Raw genomic sequence first — 17,952 nt, 5'->3', positions numbered from 1 at the left:
TTCAGCCCTCCAGGACGACCACGGCGGAAGCGATCCCGGCATCGTGGCTCAGCGACAGATGCATGCTCTGCACCCCGAGCCGGGCCGCCTGCGCAGCCACCGTCCCGGTGATCTCCAGCCACGGCCGCCCGGTCTCATCGGTCTGCACCTCGGCATCGTGCCAATGCATCCCAGCCGGCGCCCCCAACGCCTTCGCCAACGCCTCCTTGGCCGCAAACCGCGCCGCCAGCGAAGCCGGCCGTTTCACCGCCTCCAGCGGCGTGAACACCCGGTCCCGCAGCCCCGGCGTCCGCTCCAGCGTCTTCATAAAACGCTCGACGTCGACCACATCAATCCCCACGCCGACGATCATGCTCGCCAGACTAGCCCGGGGCGGACCGCCCACACTCACCAACCTCGCCCCGCCCGCTCGGCCCACGCTCAGCGCGACGGTCCGCAACCGCCCTACGACAGGTTGGACAGTGGGGGCGGTGCGGTTGAGTCGCGGACTCGCATGTCGACGGCCAGGTCGAGGCGGAGGGCGGCGGGGGTGATGCCGCGGGCCAGGTCGAGGACCAGGCGGGTCGCCAACTCAGCCATCCGGCGCAGGGGCTGGTGGACGGTGGTCAGGGTCGGCCCGACCCATTGGGCGACGGGCAGGTCGTCGTAGCCGACCACCGACAGATCGCGGGGGATTTCCAGCCCGAGCTCACGCGCGGCCTGGTAGACGCCGAGCGCCTGCATGTCGCTCCCCGCGAAGATCGCGGTCGGCCGCTCCGGCAACCGCAGGAGCGCCAGCCCCTCGCGGTGTCCACCGGAAACCCCAAAATCCCCCACCCGAATCAACGAAGGATCAACCTCGATCCCGGCCGACCGCAGTGCGTCCGTGTAGCCGTCCACCCGCTGCCGAGAACACAGCACCTCCACTGGCCCGCCGATCACCGCGATCCGCCGATGCCCCAGCGCCGTCAGGTGCTGGGTCGCCATCCGCCCGCCGTTCCAGTTCGCCGAACCGATCGCCGGTACGTCGTCCGCCACGTCCCCCACCGGGTCAACCACCACGAACGGGATCCGCCGAGCCTCCAGCTGCGCCCGCTGATCCGCATCGAGATCCGAGAACACCAAGATCGCCCCGAGCGGTCGCCGGTTCAGCACCGACTCGATCCACTCCTGCCGCGGCCGCCACTCACCCCCGCACTCCGACAGCACCAACTGAACCCCTTCGGAGCGAGCCACCTCCTCGACCCCGGCAATCAGCTGAATAGCCCACTCGCCCCCGAACTGGCTGAACACCAGGTCGATCATCGGACTGTTCGTCGTACCGGCTGTGCGTCGGCGATACCCATGTTCCTGGATCAACTGCTCGACCCGGGCCCGAGTCCCCTCGGCCACATCAGTGCGGCCGTTCAGCACCTTCGACACCGTCGGAACCGAAACCCCGGCCATCCCCGCGATCTCCGCAATCGTCACCCGCTGCGCCATGGAGCTAGCCTATCGGCCGCAACCCCGAAAGTTTCGAATCACTGCCAGGCGCGCACCAGATCTTCCGGCCCCCAGCTGGCAGCAAGCGGCAAGCCGTCTTCCACCCCACACCTGGACACCGCAACCAACGGCGTCTCCGCAGAAGCACCCGGTACGGCGCTCAGATCCCTGGCCAGCGTTTGGTATTCGCGGGCCCCGAATGCCTGCGAGTCCAGCCACTTGATCGACCCCACGAACTGCACAGCGTGCGCCGGGGACTCACGATCGGCACCGATCAGATCGATCTCAGGATTGTTCTGCCGATTCCACCAGCCGCCGAGCGCCGCAGCATCGGGCCAGCGGTCGTCGGGCAGCAACCTCTCCAGCGACTCCCGAACGATCGGCTCGACCGCACGCCCTCGCCAGCTGGCCCACGACCGCTCGATCCGGCTGAGCGCCAGATCGCCCCGGCCGCGTTCGATCAGCGGAATCCCGCGCTGCAGGAAGGCCAGCCAGAAGCGAAGGTACGGATCGGCGACTCGATACCGCTTGTTCTTGGTGTCCGGCCGCACCGACAACGGGAGGTCGGCAGCGACCACTTGCTTGACCTGCAGAGTGTTCAGGATCGGCGCGAGCGTCCCGGAACTCAGGCCACCCGATCCCCCCGCCTGGGCAGCGATCGCCGAAAAGGTTCGCTCGCCGGCCCCCACAGCCTCGAGGACCGCACGCGACTGTGAGGCCTGCGGAAACTCCCCGAGCATCGACAGTTCACCGGCGACCAGCAGCGGCGCGAGCGGATTCGCGGCAGCATCACGCAGAAAGTCCTGCCGAGACATTCCCTGCTGCCAGGACTGGACGATCTCGGGAAAACCGCCGGTCATCAGGTAGGCATCGATCGAATCGACCGCAGTCAGTCCGGTCATCGCCTGCACATCGGCCAGGTGCAGCGGCCGCACCGCCATCGTGGCGGCCCGCCCGAAGAACGGCCGCCCGTACGACTGCAATGCCTCCATCACCGATAAATCGCTGCCCACCAAGAGCAACAGAACCGGCTTGGCGGACAGGAAACGGTCCCAGATCGTTTGCAGCGCGCCTTCGAACTCTCCATCCTGCTCCACCAGCCACGGCACCTCATCGAGAACCACGACGCTCGGCACATCGTCCGGTAAGGCAAGCGCCAGCGATCGCAGCGCCTGATTCCAGTCGGCAGACTGCAGTCCGGACACCGCTTCGGCTCCGGGCAGCCCCGCGAGAGCTTCGCCGAAGTCGGCGCGTTCCGCGGCAGGCTGGCGTCCGCGCGTGGCCTGGAACACCACGTACGGCCGGCCCGCTCGATCACAGAACTCCTGCGCCAAGCGAGACTTCCCCACCCGGCGTCTCCCGGTGATGATCACCGCACGCCCTCGAGTCGCACCCGAACCGTCGGTCACTGCTTGAAGCTGCCGTTCAAGCAGGTCCAGATCTGCCGCCCGACCCGAGAACCTCATCAAGACACCTCGTCCACTCATCAGAGTGATTCTAACTAAGATTGAATCTTACTTAGATCGAATCATACTTTAAGTTCGGCCGCGTGGATACGGAGGTTGAGACGAAGCCCACGCCGGTGTGGTGTCGCGTACGCGGCGGGTGTGGGAAGAATGGGGCCATGCTGCCGTCGCGGGAGGTGACTCCCTACACCGAGCTGGACCGGGCTGCTTGGGCCAAGCTGGCGGAGAGCACTGAGTCGCCACTGACCGCCGAGGAGATCGAGCGGCTCCGGGGTCTTGGCGACGAGATCGACCTGGACGAGGTTCGGGAGGTCTACCTCCCGCTGTCCCGGATCCTGTCGCTGTACGTGCGGCATGCGCGAGCGCTGCACGAGGACACCGAGAGCTTCCTGGGCAAGCCGGCCGCGACGCGGACGCCGTTCGTGATCGGGATCGGCGGATCGGTTGCTGTCGGCAAGTCGACGACGGCCCGGTTGCTGCGCGAGTTGCTGGCGCGCTGGCCTGAGCACCCTCGCGTCGCGCTGGTCACCACGGACGGGTTCCTCTGGCCGAACGACGAGCTCGAGAAGCGCGGACTGATGCAGCGCAAGGGCTTCCCGGAGTCGTACGACCGCAAGTCGCTGCTGCGGTTCGTCGTCGAGGTGAAGTCGGGGATGGATTCGGTCGAGGCGCCGGTCTACTCCCACCTGCACTACGACCGCATGCAGGGCGTCCGGACCACGGTCGAGCAGCCCGACATCCTGCTGCTCGAGGGTCTCAACGTCCTGCAGCCCGCTCCCCGCCATGCCGACGGCAAGAGCGGTCTCGCGGTCAGCGACTTCTTCGACTTCTCCGTGTACGTCGATGCTGCCGCCGCCGACATCCGCTCCTGGTACGTGCACCGGTTCCTCAAGCTCTGGGAGACGGCCTTCCGTAACCCGGAGTCCTACTTCGTCCGGTACGGCGAACTCAGCCACACCGAAGCGGTCAACAAGGCCGAGTCCCTCTGGGACGGAATCAACGGCCCGAACCTGCGCGAGAACATCCTCCCGACCCGCTCCCGCGCCACCCTGGTCCTCCGCAAAGGCCAGGACCACGCCGTCCGCTGGGTCCGCCTCCGTAAACTCTGACCGCCCCGCCTAACCCATTTGGTGGGCTGACCCGTCTCGTTGTGGGAGGGCTAGCCGCATGCAGTGGGCCCACCCACAATCTCGTGGGCCCACCCACGAAATGGGGCTCGGGGCGGCGGCGGGTCAGCTGCGGTCGGCGCGGAGGTGGCGGCCTAGGGTGCGCAACGTTTCGGCGGTGGCTACGGCGTCGCTGCGGGCGTTGCCGTGGCGGCCGTCGGAGCTGTAGAGGCCGGGGTCGGTCGACAGGGGGTGGTCGGTGAGGTTCACGTGGATCGTGCCGAGCTTGTCCGCCAGGGCGGCTGTGCGGTCCGACAACAGCCGCATTCGTTGCCGGAGGCCCGGGCGGAGCCAGTCCATGATCGCGGGACTGTAGGAGACGTCGAACATCCCGAGCGTCATCACCTCGGCCCCGGCATCCTGCAGCGTGGTGATCATCGTGGTCAGCTCACGGTCGACCCGATCCGCGTCGTACGTTGCCGGAAACGCATCGTTGCCACCGCCAACCACCAGCGCCAGATCGGGGCCGAAGGCAACCGCTGGTTCCAGTTGTGTGGCAAGGATTTCTCGCGTCCGCAGCCCGCTCACCCCAAGGTTGAGATACGCGATAGGCCCGAGCTCATGCGCGATCCGATCCGCCCACTGCAGGTCGCTGTACCCCTCGACCGGCTCGCACAATCCCTCAGCAACACTGTCACCCAGTACGACGAATCGCCGCCAAGGGTGTCCCGCCAGCAGCTCCTCGCTTTCGCCGAAGGCGAGGCAGTACGGGTCGGTGGTCTCGTTCACACAGCCTCCGCGGGTGTCGGCGCATCGAGGATCCGGCCCGGTCCTCGGCGCAGGAGTGGATAGACACTGACGATCAGACAGACGATCCCCGAGGTGATCAACGCCGGGAACAGCCCCATCCCGCTGACCAGCTCCCCAGCAAGCAATGCGCCGAGCGGCAAACCCGCGAACGACGTCGCCGCGACCAGCCCGATCACTCGTGCCTGCAGTTCCTTCGGCACATGCTCGTACAGGACCGCGCCGAAGACCGGGTTGATCGCCGCGATCCCGATCCCGGACAGGAACGTGATCACAGCCACCAGCACCAGGTTGTCGCTCAGCCCCAGCACCAGCAACCGCGGGCTGCCACCGATAAAGGCGCCCAGGGCAAACGTCAGGTAACGCGGCAGCTTGGTCGCCCACACCGTGAACGCGATACTCCCGAGCAGCGCTCCCCCGGCAAAGGCCCCGAGCGTCAGGCCAAGACCGGCCGGCGATCCGAGCTCATCCGCTACCCAGACCGGGATGAAGACCGCCGTACTGGCGCTCGCGAAGATGTTCACCGTGAACGTGGTGATCAACATCGTCGCCAGCAACGCATCCCGGCGCACATAAGAAAACCCGACCGCGAGCGACCGGAAATACTTGTCCGGACTCGCAGCCGACACCACCTCCGGCGGCCGCACGAACCCCGCAATCAGCAACCCACACACGAGGAACGTGACAGCGTCGATCCACAGCACCGACGATGCATCCGTCCAGTAGATCAGCAGTCCGCCCAGCGGCGCACCGAGCAGTGTCGCGCCCCGGGCGCACGTCTCGTGCAACGACGTGACCCGGATCAGCTTGACCTCGGCCGCCTCCGCCATCGGCCGGAACAACAGATCCTTCGACCGATCCGCAGCACCGCGCAGCCCACCAGCGAGTGCCACCAGCACCAGCAGTACGGCGAATCCGATCGTCGCCGTACCGGCGATGGCAGCCACCGCGATGGCGCTCGTCAGGTTCGCCAAGATCGCCGTACGACGGGGGCCCAGCCGATCGATCACCGGCCCGGCCATGATGCTCACCACGATGTACGGCACCAGCTCGACGGCGGCCACCAGGCCCATCCGCGCCGCGCTACCGGTCGTCACGAGGACCAGCCACGGGATCGCGACCATCGTGATTCGGCTGCCCACCGCGGACAACACGTCCGCGATGAACAACACCACCAGACCACGCTTCGCGGTCATGACAGGTGCAGTTCTGCATAGAGCTTGCGCAGGGCAACCTTGTCGACCTTGGCGATCTTTGTCAGTGGCAACTCATCCACAAAGTCGATCGCCGCCGGAGCCCACATCTCGTTCAGCTGTTCCGTCACCCACGAGCGCAATTCCTCAACAGACACTGACGATCGTGTGACGACAAAGGCATGCACGGCCTCCCCCACCACCGGATCCGGTACGCCGATCACCGCCGCCGTCCGGACGGCGGGATGATCACCGAGCGCGTCCTCGATCGGCCGGCAGAAGATCGCCCAGTTCCGCCGAGTCGTGACGATCATGTCGTGCACCCGGTCGACCAGGAACAGATACCCGTCCGCATCCAGATGACCGAGGTCCCGAGTCCGCAGCCAGCCGTCGACCAATGTCTCCGCGGTCAGCTCCGGTTTCCCGAGATACCCGGCAAAGGTGAGCTTGCTGCGCACCCACACCTCGCCATCCTGCCCCGGCTCAAGCACCTTCCCGTCGTCGTCCCGAATCTCCAGCTCGACATCCCCGTACGCCATCCCCGCGGACGCGAGCCGCTCCGGATGTGCCGGATCTTCGGTCAGTCCCGGCTGCGCCGTCACCACCACGGCCTCACTGAGCCCGTAGACGATCCGCAACACGGGCCCGAACCGCGAGATCCCCTGCCGCAACCGCGCCGGTGTTGCCGGCCCCGCACCAACGTTCAACATGAACAGGCTGCTGCAGTCAAAGTCCGGGCCGCCCGGATAATCCAGCAGCTCATAGAGCATCGGCGGCGTCACGTACGTCGACGTGATCCGCTCGGTCGACACCGTCTCGTAGAACTCGACCGGCGACCAGGTGTCGGTCAGGAACAGCACCCCGCCGGTGAACAGATTGAAGAAGCTGGTGATCTGCCCACTCGCCAGCCACAACGGCGACCCCGAGTAGTGCCGCAGCAGCGGAAACCCGTTCCCCACAAAGGCCGCCGCCAACTCGAGGATCTGCTCATAGAACGCCGAAGTGTGGTGAACGAGCTTCGGATCCCCCGTCGTCCCACTCGTCTGCAACACCGAATCCGGCGCCGGCACCTCCCCGATCACATACGGCGCAGCTGCAGGACGCCCCACCAAATCACCCAACCCGTACGACGGCATCGGCGCGAGCGCGCTCGCCAACTCCGGCCCGAGCTCCGCCTCGGAGTCGTACACGAACGCATCAGCGTCCGCGAGCGCAGCGAACCGATCGATCTCGCGGCGAGACGTGATCGGCGCGCACCACAACACGCGGCAACCGTGCAGATGCAGAGCGAGTTGCAGTGCCGGGGCGTCGAAGCAGTTCGCCGCCATCACCAGCACCTTGCCGCCGGGGCGGATCCCGGCATCGCGCACCGCGGCGGCGATCCGCAGCACGTCCGCGGACAGCTCGCCGTACGTCGCCCGCCGGGGCCCGCGCACCAGCGCGGGCCGCTCGGAGAATACGGCGAACAACTCCAGCACCCGGTGCACGTAATTGCTGCCAATTCCGGGCATGACCAATTCAGGCGGCATTTAAGTATCGTTCCCCTCAGAAACGGCCACCCCCAGCCGTGCCGCGACTCTACTGGACGCCTCAGCGGCTGACCAGAGCAGAAAACGGCCTGCAGCACAAGGTTTCGTCGCTCTCTGCAGCCACCCGATCACCAGGCCTCCCGGGCGAAGGTATACCCCTGCGAACACCGGGTACGAAGCCCTCACTAACCGCCGTCCGAACCATTCGAAACAAGCATTTGCCGATGCATTGACCGGCCCGAAGAATTGGTATTACGTTCCGACCGATTCCATTCCGCCGGGAGGTTCGTCCATGCATGTTCCGAAGCAATGGCGCGCGGTCGCACTGACTGCCGCACTGACTCTGGCCGGGTCGACCCTGGCCGGCGCGAGTTACGGCGGGGGTGGGCACCACGCGAACTCCTGGGTCGGCTCGTGGGCCACCGCGGTCACCCACGGCAACGCGACCGGGTCGACCAACAACGGCCTGACCGACCAGAGCGTCCGGCTCGTGGTTCGTCCGACCGTCGGTGGCGACAAGATCCGGATCCGGCTCTCGAACATCTACGGCGAGAAGACCGTCACGGTGGGGGCGGCAACTGTTGCCAAGCCCAACAAGGCGACGCCGGAGCTGTCCGACATCGACCCGAGCACCCTGCGCACGCTGACGTTCAACGGCGCCGGTACGGCGACCATGGTCAAGGGCAGTGAGCTGCTCAGCGACCCGCTGAACTTCAAGCTCGGCAACCTGGACGACCTCGTCGTCAGCCTGTACTTCCCGGAGAACACCGGCCCGACGACGTTCCACGGCTCGTCGCTGCAGGAGAACTTCGTCGGCCCGACGAACCTGGTCACCCAGGCCGGTGGAGCGGCGTACACGCTGACGCGGAGGTGCTGCTTCTTCTTCCTGTCCGGTGTCGACGTCCAGACCGACAAGTCGGCGGGCTCGATCGTCGTACTCGGTGACTCGATCACCGACGGCACGGCCAGCACCTTCAACGGCAACAATCGCTGGCCTGACCAGCTCGCCGAGCGGCTGGCCGCCAACGCCGGTCGGAAGGCCTTCCCCGGCGTACTGAATGCAGGTCTGGCCGGTAGCCGGCTCAACCACGACGGCACCGAGCCGTCCGACAACGGCGCATTCCCCGGCTTCAACGAGGTCGGCGTGAACGCCCTGGCCCGCCTGAACGAGGACGTCTTCCCGCAGACCGGTGTGCACACGGTCATCACCGAGCTGGGCGTCAACGACATCTGGATGTCCGACGACTCCGCGACCGAGATCATCAACGGACTGCGGCAGATCAACACCCAGGTCAAGGAGCGCGGTCTGACCAGCATTGTCAGCACGATCACGCCGTTCGAAGGCCTCGGTGGCACCGACAGCTGGACGCCGGCCAAGGAGTCCACGCGTCAGGCCGTGAACAGCTATCTGCGGACCAGCCGTGAGTTCGACGGTGTCCTCGACTTCGACAAGGTGCTGCGCGACCCGGCCGCACCGAGCAAGCTGAACGCGCTCTACGACTCCGGTGACCACATCCACCCGAACGACGCCGGCTACCAGGCCATGGCAGCGTCCGTACCGCTGAAGTTGGTGCAGTAAGGCATGCCTACTCGGAGCGCGAACGAAATCGTCGCCGCCCTCGGCTCCGAACAAGCCCGCCGTGATCCGATGCCACTCTTCGCGGAGCTGCATCGGATCGGCCCGGTCTGCCGGCTCACCCCCGGCAGCTCGCCGTACTCCTTCGTCATCAACGGGTACGACGCCGCCCAGGAAGCCCTCAAGGACCCCCGGTTCCATCGTCTGCTGACGGCGGACCCGGACCCCCAGGACGCCGTACTGCGCAGGCTCGGCGGATCCATGATGTTCCGGAACGAACCGGATCATCTGCGGATGCGCAAGGTCTTCCAGGCCGTCCTGACCCCGCGCCGCCTGACCGGTTTCGAACCGGTCGTCGAGGCGCTGACCAGCGAACTGCTGGAGGACATGGCCAAGGCCGGCGCCAACCGGCAGGTGGTCGAGTTCACCGACTTCGCCTACCGGCTGCCGATCACGGTGATCGCCACGTTCCTCGGCATCCCGCGCTCGGATGTCGGCTGGTTCAAGGACCGCACCCAGCGGATCGACGACTACCTCGATCTCGGCGGTAAGTCCCCGGCGAAACTGGCCGCTGCGAACCAGTCGGCCGATGAGCTCAACGACTACTACGCCCAGATGATCGCCGAGCGCCGGTTGCGGCCGCGCGACGACCTCGTCGGCTCACTGGTCCACGCACTGGACTCCGGTACGTCGGGAATCGACGAGCAGGAGTTGATCGACAACCTGCTCGTGCTGGTCAACGCCAGTTTCGTCACCACCATGAATCTGCTCACCAACGGTCTCGAGCTACTGCTCGCCGAACCGCACCTGGTCGATGCCATCCGCAACGACCCGGAGCTGGCGGCGAACTCTGTCGAAGAGATCCTGCGCCACCAGAGTTCTGTTCAGCTGATCAGCCGGAAGGCGTCGACCGATCTCGAACTGGCCGGCCAGACCATCCCCGAAGGCAGCTGGGTGCTGATCCTGCCCGGAGCCGCGAACCGCGACCCGGCCAAGCATCCGGACGCCGGCACGTTCGATCCGGGCCGTGACGACCTGCAGCATCTGTCGTTCGGCGCGGGCCCGTTCTTCTGCGTGGGCGCGGCCTTGGCCCGGATGGAGGGCCGCGCGGCGTTCGGGCAGCTCTTCGGGCGGTTCCCGAAAATGCAGCTGGCCGGACCTCCGGAACGTAGCCATAGTTTGCTGTTGCGTGGACATCGGTCCATGCCGATCCGATTGGGGTGAGCTCATGCCGCTGGACCCACAGGTGGAGGCGATGCGCGCCGACCGCCAACTGCGTGACGTGCCGCAGCTCTACGCCCAGACCCTCGCCGAGGCCCGTGCCGACGACCTGGCCTCGATCCAGGCGGCCGGTGGTCAGGCCGAGCCTGTCCACTACGTCGAGGATCTCAGCACCGACGGCGGCTTGCCGCTCCGGCTCTACCGGCCGGATCTGGCCGGACCGTTGCCGACACTGATCTACTTCTTCGGCGGCGGCTGGACCCTCGGCAGCATCGACACGGCCGACGGCATCACGCGCCGGCTGGCGAACGCCGTACCGTGTCAGGTCATCACGGTCGGCTATCGGCTCGCGCCGGAGCATCCGTTCCCGGCTGCGGTGCATGACTGTCACGACGCCACGCAATGGATCGCAGCCAATGCCGAGAAGCTGCAGGTCGACACATCCAGGCTGGTCGTCGGCGGCGACAGCGCAGGCGGAAACTTGGCGGCGGTCACCACTTTGCTTGCCCGGGACAAGGGTCCGGCGCTCGCCGGACAGCTGCTCGTCTATCCGAACACCCGGTACGGCGCGAACACGCCGTCGATGATGACCGGCGACGACCCGTACCTCTTCAACAAGACCTCGGTCAGCTGGTACTGGAACCACTACCTGACCGATGCGATCGACGGTCTCGATCCGCTCGCCTCACCCCTGCTCGCCGAGTCCCACGCAGACCTCCCGCCGGCCCTGGTGATCACGGCGGAGTACGACCCACTGCGCGACGAAGGCGAGTTCTATGCCGAGAAGCTGCACGCGGCCGGCGTCCCGACCACGCTCAGCCGGTACGACGGGATGGTGCACGGCTTCTTCGCCATGCCAGGCATTCTCGACGGCGGCCGGCGTGCCACCGCTGAGGCCGCCGCGTGGCTCAGCCGGACCTTCTCCCATGGCTGACGCCTTCAACGACTACGAACAACTCGCCGTCCTTCCGGCCGGCGTGCGCGATTTCGTTGCCGGCGGCAGCGGTGCAGAGCTCACGCTGCGCCGCAACCGCGCCGCCCTCGACGCCGTCACCGTGACTCCCCGCGTCCTGGGCGGCGTCGGCTGCCCAGACACGGCAACAACAATCCTCGGTACGGCGGCCACCCTGCCGATCGCGGTTGCGCCCATGGCGTATCAGCGGTTGTTCCATCCCGAAGGCGAACTCCTGCTGGCTGCTGCTGCCGGGAGCGCGGGAATCCCCTACGTCATCAGCACGCTGAGCAGCCTGCCGCTGGAGAAGATCGCAGCGGTCGCGCCGTCCTGGTTTCAGCTCTACTGGCTGCGGGACCGGACCGCCGTACGGGCGCTGATCGACCGGGCAACGGAGGCCGGCTGCGGGGCCTTGATGGTGACCGTCGATGTCCCCGTGATGGGCCGTCGGCTGCGCGACGTCCGCAACTCGTTCACGCTCCCGCCGGACGTCATCGCAGCCAATCTTGTCGACAAATCCACAGAGGCACATTCCACGCTGAACGGTGCTTCCGCGGTCGCCGCTCACACCGCGACCGCCTTCGACCCGGCCTTCTCCTGGCGCGACCTCGCCTGGCTCCGATCGGTCACCGAGATTCCCTTGCTGGTGAAGGGGATTCTCGATCCGCGGGATGCGCTCGCGGCGGTCGATGCCGGCGCCGACAGCGTGGTGGTGTCGAACCACGGCGGTCGCCAGTTCGACGGTGCACCGGCCTCGATCGATGCCCTCGGCTCGGTTGTCGATGCGCTCGGCAACGACTTTCCGGTACTGCTCGACAGCGGGATCCGCGGCGGCACCGACGTACTGAAGGCGCTCGCGGTCGGGGCGGACGCCGTACTGGTCGGAAGGCCGTTGCTATGGGCACTTGCTGTCGGAGCGCCTGATGAGGCGCTGGCACTGCTCGGTCGCGAATTGCGGGATGCAATGTTGCTGGCGGGCTGCGCGGATTTGGCTGCGGTCGCCGACTTGGCGACGGAGAGGAACCCATGGCCGATCTCATAGTCAGCGCGTTGCACGCGTCACTCACCGACCGTGCGCTGAACTCGATGAACTTCCTGAACGAGATCTCGCACCACTACCCGGATGCGATCTCGCTGGCAGCGGGCCGGCCGACCGAAGAGTTCTTCGACCTCGACGACGTACCGCGTTATCTGGCGTTGTTCGCCGAGCACCTGCGAGCCAAGGGTTTGGACGAGGCGGCGGTGCGGCGAACGATCCTGCAGTACGGGCGGACCAAGGGCATCATCCACGAACTGGTCGCCCGCAACCTCGCGATCGACGAGGGCATTCAGGTCGATCCCGAGGCGATCGTCGTCACCGCCGGTTGCCAGGAGGCGATGCTGCTCACGCTGCGCGCACTCCGTGCCGACGCAACCGACGTCCTGCTGGCGATCTCCCCGGCGTACGTCGGTATTACCGGCGCTGCTCGCCTTGTCGATCTGCCAGTGCTACCAGTGCCCGACGTCGACGAGCTCCTGGCTGTGGTCAAGGCTGCTCGCGCCGACGGTCTGCGGCCGCGCGGCTTCTACGTCATGCCCGATTTCGCCAACCCCTCCGGACTGAGCATGGATCTGCCCACGCGGCATCGCCTGCTGGAGCTCGCCGCGGCCGAAGATCTGTTGCTGCTCGAGGACAACCCGTACGGTCTGTTCCCCGCCGACGGTGTTGATCGACTGCCGACCTTGAAGGCGCTCGACACCGAACGCCGCGTTGTCTATCTCGGCTCGTTCGCCAAGACCGGTCTGCCCGGGGCACGAGTCGGGTACGTCGTTGCAGATCAGACCGTCGACACCGGCGGGCTGTTCGCCGACCAGCTCTCGAAGCTGAAGAGCATGGTCACCGTCAACACGTCCCCGATCGCGCAGGCAGTGATCGGCGGCAAGCTGCTGGACTGCGACTTCAGCCTGACCGCCGCCAACCAGCGCGAACGTGAGATCTACGCCGGCAACCTCCGAGCGCTGACCGATGGATTGGCCGCGCGCTTCCCCGGCGGCGAGGTGACCTGGACCGTTCCGTCCGGCGGGTTCTTCGTGGTCGTCACCGTGCCGTTTGTGGTCGACGATGCGCTGCTGACCAAGTCGGCCCAGGAGTACGGCGTGCTCTGGACGCCGATGAGCCATTTCTACGACACGGATGCGCCGATCAACGCCCTCCGGCTCTCCTGCAGCGCCGTCACCGCGGATCAGATCAAGGCCGCGCTCAACCGTCTGGCTGCGCTGATCTCGGATCAATTGGTCCTCTGACAGCATCCAGAACTGGATCTGTAAGAGATACCGGTTCGGTCCTAGCGTGGACGGTATGTTCAGTCGTCTGCTGGTGATGGTGCTCGGGTCCGGCCTGAGTATGTACTTCCTGACCTCGGTCATCCCGCTCTATCTCGCCGCCAACGGCTCCGCCGGAATCGGCCCCGGCCTCGCCACCGGCGCCATGATGTTCTCCGCCGTCGCCGTCGAACTGCTGGTCCCGCGCATGCTCGCCCGCTGGGGCTACCGCGTCGTACTGGCTCTCGGCGTGATCCTGATGGGGGCTCCCGCCCTGGCCCTGCTCTTCACGTCGTCGCTGCCGATCGTCGTACTGGTCTGCGCAATCCGTGGCGCCGGCCTCGGCATCAACGTCGTCGGCGCAGTCGCCCTCATCGCTGACGTCACGCCGCCGCACCGCCGCGGTGAAGCACTCGGCCTGTACGGCGTAGTGGTCGGCGTACCGGCCGTCATCGGCCTGCCGCTCGGTGTCTACCTGACCAACGTGATCGGCTTCAACGCCTTGTTCGCCATCGCGGCGGTGATGGCGCTCGCAGTCCTCGGCCTGGCGACCGGCATCCCCACCCGGACCAGCACCGAAGAGTCCCAAGTCAAGGTCCTGCACGGCCTCCGTGGCAGCGGCTTCCTGATGCCTTCCTTGGTCTTCGCCGGGGTCACGCTCGCGGCAGGCATCAGCATCACGTTCCTGCCCCTTGCCGTCGGCAACCACTCGCTGGCCGCCACCGCCCTCTTCCTCCAGGCGGTCACCGCTCCCCTCGCCCGCTGGCTGGCCGGCCGCTACGGCGACCGTCTGGGCGCCGGTCGTCTGCTCCCGGTAGCGCTGCTTTTCGCCGCGTTAGGCGCCGCCGGCCTCATCTTTATCAGCACGCCCGCAACCGTGATCACCGGCGCAACCCTCTTCGGCCTCGGCTTCGGCGCCGCCCAGAACCTCACGCTCACCCTGATGTACGACCGGGCCCCCACCTCCCGCTACGGCCAGGTCAGCGCCCTCTGGAACCTCGCCTACGACGGCGGCTGGGCCCTGGGCGCCATCACCTTCGGCGCCCTGGTCACCACCACCGGCTACCCACTCGCCTTCGCCCTGACCGCCGGCATCGTCGCCCTCGGCATCATCCCGTCGCTCAAGGCATCAACAGCAACCCGCTCGTCAGCGCTCCTTGGGCTACGTTGACGACTGGGCCTGCGCCCGGCACCGCGAACCTCAGGTACGCGCCGGCCGCGACTCCGCCGAACAGATACGGCGCCAGGCAGAACGGGACGTCCGCCTCCTTGACCGCGCCGGTGTCGATCTCGACGAACTGCATGGTGAGGCGATCCACCGGGATGTACTTCTGCAGGATGTAGCCGTGCTCGACCAGCGCTTCGTCGACAGCGTGCTGCCACTCCTCCGCCGATACCTCCGGCCCGACGACAACCCCAACGCCTCCATAGGCAGAGGACGGCTTCAGCACGAGCTCCTGCTGGCCGCCCACCGCCTCCGCCCGCAGCTCAGCCGTCAGCACCTGGGTGCGCGGAACATGACGCCGTACGACGTCCGCGTCGGCGGGATCCAGGGTGTCGAGGTCGTCCCAGAGCCAGGCGAAGACCGCCTTGCTGGCCAGCAGCCAGCTGGCGCTCGAGACGAACATCCGCACCGCGCCCGTCTGCACGGCCGTGCCCAGCGCGTCCAAGCCGGGACTCGGCGTGGTCCCCTGTGGCACGAACATCCGCAGTACGGCGTCGATCGGGCCGTCGTCGACACACAGCCGGCCGTCATCGTCCAGGGTCAGCCACTCGAGCGGGTAGACCCGCATGTCCAGCCCGAACTGCCGACCGCGCTCGGCGAACCCCGAGAGCAGCTTGATCGTCGCGTGCCCGTCGCGCGACCCCGGGTAGGTCCCGACGGTCGTAAATACCATCGAAACCCGATCGGCCTCGGTCAGCGCCAGCGCCGAGCGCATCGCCACGTACCGCGCATCGACCGCCGACGGTGGTGCCGTCAGCCCTTCCAGCAGCGGCTCCCCGGCGTACGCCGCCAGGAAGCGGGCCGCGATTCCGTCGGAGTCGTGGGCACCGCCGAGCGCGCTGTCGATATTCGCCTCGACGATGTACGGCGTTCCGTCCGCGATCAGAATGTCGGCCCGGACACCACCCAGCAGCGCCTCGGTCAGCGGCTCGTCCTCGTCCAGCAGGTCGACCGCGCCGACCGGCACCCCGAGCGCGTCCCGCAGCTCTCCCGCGGTCTTGGCGCGCTGCTGGCAGGCGGTCAGGATCAGCCGGGCCACAGTCGCTGAGATGGCGGTGAACTCCTCGTATGCCGAGGCTTCCATGATCGGCGGTCGCAACGGCCGCCACTGCTTGTTGTGCGTCGCGACTCCTTCGTACACACCTCGCCACGCCTCGGTGCCACGGGCAATCAACGCGCTACGGGTTTCCTCGGGCAAGGTGTTCCACAGGTCTGTCACGACATCTCCAGGAGGGCGGCTAGAAGCTGATCCCGACCGGGCTGTACGGCGCGGTCGAGGGCAAGGGCAAACGGAAGTACGGCGCCGTTGGGGCGGGTGACGCGGTGAGGTGGTGCGGTCAGGGTGCAGTTCTCGGCGACCACCGCCAGCACCTCGGCGGCGAACCCGCTGGTCCGATTCGAGTCGTCGATCACCACGAGCCGGCCTGTCTTCTGGACCGACGCGACCAGCCCGGCCACGTCCAGCGGATAGACCGTGCGCGGATCGAAGACCTCGACCGAGATCCGCCCGGCCAGTTCGTCGGCAACCGCCAGTGCATCGTGCAGTAAGTGGCCGAGGGCAACCACCGTGACGTCGTCACCGGCCCGAGCCACCCGGCCAACACCCAGCGGAACCGGGGCAAGCGCGGCAAAGTCGACATCCTCACGGACGCCGAGCGCGGGTGCGGGCGCGAAGAAGACGACCGGGTCGTCATCACGGATCGCCGTCACCAGCAGTCCGTAGGCGTCCGCCGGAGTCGCCGGGACCACGGTCTTCACCCCGACATGCGCGAACAGCGAGTACGGGTGATCCGAATGCTGGCCGGCCCAGCCGGTCCGCGAGCCCGACCCAGGAACGACGTACGTGACCGGCACTTTGCACTGACCGCCGGTCATCAGCGAAAACTTGTGGGCCTGGTTGGCGATCTGCTCGAACACCAGGAACAGCAGCGACGGGATCTGGAACTCGATCACCGGCCGCATCCCCATCAACGCCGCACCGGTCGCGAAGTTCGTGAACGCCTGCTCCGACAACGGGGTGTCGAGCACTCGGTCATCGCCGAACCGGGCATGCAGCCCGGCCGTCACGTTCGACGCCGCGGCGCGAATGTCTTCACCGAGCACGAAGACGGCGGAGTCCCGCTCGAGTTCGTCGGACAACGCCCGGTTGAGCGCCTTCAGGTAGGACAGTTTCGGCATTCAGATCTCCCCGGCATACAGGTACGAGAGTGCGGCAGCGGGATCTGGGTGGGCGCTGCCCAAAGCGATGCCCGCTGCCGCCTCCAATAGCGACTCGACCTCGGCATCGACGGCCGCCCGATCCGCGGCCGTCAACCGTGCGCCCTGGATCTCCACCGGACACCGCGAACGCCCAGTCGTGATCTCTTCGGTCGAGCGATAGGAGAGCCGGGTCCGGTGCTCGAACGTGTGGTGTGCGTCGAACCGATAGGTGACGCACTCCAGGAACGTCGGCCCCTTCCCGGCCCGAGCCCGGGCCACCGCCGTACTGGTTGCCTCCAGCACCTTCTCCGGGTCCTGCCCGTCGACGGTGAAGGCGGGGATGCCGAACGCCCGCGCGCGGTCGGTGATACTTCCGGCGATGGCCGACGCGACCGGCATCGTGGTCGCATAGCCGTTGTTCTCACAGACGAACACGACCGGGACCTGCCAGAGCGCGGCCAGGTTGAAGGCCTCCAGCAACATTCCTTCGTTCATCGCACCGTCACCGAAGAACGTCGCGGCCACGGTGTCGCGACCCTGCTGCCGGGCGGCCCAGGCAGCGCCGGTCGCGATCGAGCCGGCCGCGCCGACGATCGCGTTCGCGCCGAGGATGCCGAGGCTGAAATCGGCGGCATGCATGGAACCGCCGCGCCCCTTGTTCAGGCCGGATTCACGTCCCATCAGCTCGGCCAGCATCCGGGCCGGATTCGCACCGCGGGCGAGGACATGCCCGTGCCCGCGATGCGTACTGGTGATCACGTCATCCGGCCCGAGGGCGGCGCAGACTCCGGCTGCGATGCCCTCCTGACCGACGTACGGGTGGATACCTCCGACGATCTCTCCGGACCGCACGAACTCGATCGCCCGTTCCTCGAATCTGCGGATCAACCGGACGGTCCGGTAGAGATCAGTCATC

General features: G+C 67.1%; 16 protein-coding genes. 7 read left to right on the top strand and 9 right to left on the bottom strand.

The window, feature by feature from the left end:
* Position 1: 1 nt before the first annotated feature.
* The 3 genes from E1263_RS22940 to E1263_RS22930 form a co-directional block, all read right to left on the bottom strand.
* Positions 2-352: a holo-ACP synthase gene (locus E1263_RS22940; protein ID WP_132170681.1), complete on the bottom strand. Its 351-nt coding sequence runs from the start codon at positions 350-352 to the stop codon at positions 2-4.
* A 92-nt stretch (positions 353-444) separates the two neighbouring features.
* Entirely contained in the window at positions 445-1,461 is a 1,017-nt protein-coding gene (locus E1263_RS22935; protein WP_132170679.1) for a LacI family DNA-binding transcriptional regulator, read from the bottom strand.
* A gap of 38 nt (positions 1,462-1,499) precedes the next feature.
* The gene (locus E1263_RS22930; RefSeq protein WP_132170677.1) at positions 1,500-2,927 is read right to left on the bottom strand and encodes an ATP-binding protein; all 1,428 of its coding nucleotides are present in this window, start codon (positions 2,925-2,927) and stop codon (positions 1,500-1,502) included.
* Positions 2,928-3,085: 158 nt separating this feature from the next.
* Between E1263_RS22930 and coaA the strand changes: the two genes are divergently transcribed.
* Positions 3,086-4,036 (top strand): type I pantothenate kinase, encoded by a 951-nt coding sequence (coaA, locus tag E1263_RS22925; protein WP_132170675.1) that lies wholly within the window; start codon positions 3,086-3,088, stop codon positions 4,034-4,036.
* 123 nt (positions 4,037-4,159) lie between these two features.
* Here the strand turns inward: coaA and E1263_RS22920 are convergent, their stop codons facing one another.
* The 3 genes from E1263_RS22920 to E1263_RS22910 are packed head-to-tail and all read right to left on the bottom strand — an operon-like array spanning position 4,160 to position 7,562.
* The gene (locus tag E1263_RS22920) at positions 4,160-4,822 is read right to left on the bottom strand and encodes an SGNH/GDSL hydrolase family protein (protein ID WP_132170673.1); all 663 of its coding nucleotides are present in this window, start codon (positions 4,820-4,822) and stop codon (positions 4,160-4,162) included.
* The gene (locus tag E1263_RS22915) at positions 4,819-6,036 is read right to left on the bottom strand and encodes an MFS transporter (RefSeq protein ID WP_132170671.1); all 1,218 of its coding nucleotides are present in this window, start codon (positions 6,034-6,036) and stop codon (positions 4,819-4,821) included. The genes E1263_RS22920 and E1263_RS22915 overlap by 4 nt, the downstream gene beginning before the upstream one ends.
* Positions 6,033-7,562 carry a class I adenylate-forming enzyme family protein gene (locus tag E1263_RS22910; protein WP_238161427.1) on the bottom strand — a complete coding sequence of 510 codons (1,530 nt, stop codon included), beginning with the start codon at positions 7,560-7,562 and terminating at the stop codon, positions 6,033-6,035. Before E1263_RS22910 ends, E1263_RS22915 begins: the two co-directional genes overlap by 4 nt.
* A 292-nt stretch (positions 7,563-7,854) precedes the next feature.
* Here E1263_RS22910 and E1263_RS22905 point away from each other — a divergent pair, with 292 nt between their 5' ends.
* Genes E1263_RS22905 through E1263_RS22880 form a run of 6 tightly spaced genes read left to right on the top strand, consistent with a single transcriptional unit; the run spans position 7,855 to position 14,783 of the window.
* On the top strand, positions 7,855-9,141 hold the full coding sequence (locus tag E1263_RS22905; RefSeq protein WP_132170669.1) for an SGNH/GDSL hydrolase family protein: 1,287 nt from the start codon (positions 7,855-7,857) through the stop codon (positions 9,139-9,141).
* Between the two features lie 3 nt (positions 9,142-9,144).
* Positions 9,145-10,362 (top strand): cytochrome P450, encoded by a 1,218-nt coding sequence (locus E1263_RS22900; RefSeq protein WP_132170667.1) that lies wholly within the window; start codon positions 9,145-9,147, stop codon positions 10,360-10,362.
* Positions 10,363-10,366: 4 nt separating this feature from the next.
* Positions 10,367-11,293: an alpha/beta hydrolase gene (locus tag E1263_RS22895; RefSeq protein WP_132170665.1), complete on the top strand. Its 927-nt coding sequence runs from the start codon at positions 10,367-10,369 to the stop codon at positions 11,291-11,293.
* A complete protein-coding gene (locus tag E1263_RS22890) occupies positions 11,286-12,353 on the top strand; it encodes an alpha-hydroxy acid oxidase (RefSeq protein WP_132170663.1) in 1,068 nt (355 codons plus the stop codon). Before E1263_RS22895 ends, E1263_RS22890 begins: the two co-directional genes overlap by 8 nt.
* Positions 12,338-13,594: an aminotransferase class I/II-fold pyridoxal phosphate-dependent enzyme gene (locus tag E1263_RS22885; protein WP_132170661.1), complete on the top strand. Its 1,257-nt coding sequence runs from the start codon at positions 12,338-12,340 to the stop codon at positions 13,592-13,594. The genes E1263_RS22890 and E1263_RS22885 overlap by 16 nt, the downstream gene beginning before the upstream one ends.
* 55 nt (positions 13,595-13,649) lie before the next feature.
* Entirely contained in the window at positions 13,650-14,783 is a 1,134-nt protein-coding gene (locus tag E1263_RS22880) for an MFS transporter (protein ID WP_132170659.1), read from the top strand.
* Here E1263_RS22880 and E1263_RS22875 read toward each other — a convergent pair.
* The 3 genes from E1263_RS22875 to E1263_RS22865 are packed head-to-tail and all read right to left on the bottom strand — an operon-like array spanning position 14,734 to position 17,951.
* Positions 14,734-16,056: a hypothetical protein gene (locus E1263_RS22875; RefSeq protein ID WP_132170657.1), complete on the bottom strand. Its 1,323-nt coding sequence runs from the start codon at positions 16,054-16,056 to the stop codon at positions 14,734-14,736. The genes E1263_RS22880 and E1263_RS22875 overlap by 50 nt on opposite strands.
* Complete coding sequence (locus E1263_RS22870) at positions 16,053-17,015, bottom strand: alpha-ketoacid dehydrogenase subunit beta (RefSeq protein WP_132170655.1); 963 nt, start codon at positions 17,013-17,015, stop codon at positions 16,053-16,055. Before E1263_RS22870 ends, E1263_RS22875 begins: the two co-directional genes overlap by 4 nt.
* A complete protein-coding gene (locus E1263_RS22865; RefSeq protein WP_132170653.1) occupies positions 17,016-17,951 on the bottom strand; it encodes a thiamine pyrophosphate-dependent dehydrogenase E1 component subunit alpha in 936 nt (311 codons plus the stop codon).
* Position 17,952 lies beyond the last annotated feature (1 nt).

It is taken from the genome of Kribbella antibiotica (assembly GCF_004349055.1).
GTDB classification, from domain to species: domain Bacteria; phylum Actinomycetota; class Actinomycetes; order Propionibacteriales; family Kribbellaceae; genus Kribbella; species Kribbella antibiotica.
Note: the sequence above shows the minus strand (reverse complement) of the source record. Positions and strands in the feature narration are given on the sequence as shown.

Excerpts from the sequence above, each read along its gene's own strand:
- E1263_RS22940 (WP_132170681.1), bottom strand. The coding sequence starts at position 352 with ATGATCGTCGGCGTGGGGATTGATGTGGTCGACGTCGAGCGTTTTATG.
- E1263_RS22935 (WP_132170679.1), bottom strand. The coding sequence starts at position 1,461 with ATGGCGCAGCGGGTGACGATTGCGGAGATCGCGGGGATGGCCGGGGTT.
- E1263_RS22930 (WP_132170677.1), bottom strand. The coding sequence starts at position 2,927 with ATGAGGTTCTCGGGTCGGGCGGCAGATCTGGACCTGCTTGAACGGCAG.
- coaA (WP_132170675.1), top strand. The coding sequence starts at position 3,086 with ATGCTGCCGTCGCGGGAGGTGACTCCCTACACCGAGCTGGACCGGGCT.
- E1263_RS22915 (WP_132170671.1), bottom strand. The coding sequence starts at position 6,036 with ATGACCGCGAAGCGTGGTCTGGTGGTGTTGTTCATCGCGGACGTGTTG.
- E1263_RS22910 (WP_238161427.1), bottom strand. The coding sequence starts at position 7,562 with ATGCCGCCTGAATTGGTCATGCCCGGAATTGGCAGCAATTACGTGCAC.
- E1263_RS22905 (WP_132170669.1), top strand. The coding sequence starts at position 7,855 with ATGCATGTTCCGAAGCAATGGCGCGCGGTCGCACTGACTGCCGCACTG.
- E1263_RS22900 (WP_132170667.1), top strand. The coding sequence starts at position 9,145 with ATGCCTACTCGGAGCGCGAACGAAATCGTCGCCGCCCTCGGCTCCGAA.
- E1263_RS22895 (WP_132170665.1), top strand. The coding sequence starts at position 10,367 with ATGCCGCTGGACCCACAGGTGGAGGCGATGCGCGCCGACCGCCAACTG.
- E1263_RS22890 (WP_132170663.1), top strand. The coding sequence starts at position 11,286 with ATGGCTGACGCCTTCAACGACTACGAACAACTCGCCGTCCTTCCGGCC.
- E1263_RS22885 (WP_132170661.1), top strand. The coding sequence starts at position 12,338 with ATGGCCGATCTCATAGTCAGCGCGTTGCACGCGTCACTCACCGACCGT.
- E1263_RS22880 (WP_132170659.1), top strand. The coding sequence starts at position 13,650 with ATGTTCAGTCGTCTGCTGGTGATGGTGCTCGGGTCCGGCCTGAGTATG.
- E1263_RS22870 (WP_132170655.1), bottom strand. The coding sequence starts at position 17,015 with ATGCCGAAACTGTCCTACCTGAAGGCGCTCAACCGGGCGTTGTCCGAC.
- E1263_RS22865 (WP_132170653.1), bottom strand. The coding sequence starts at position 17,951 with ATGACTGATCTCTACCGGACCGTCCGGTTGATCCGCAGATTCGAGGAA.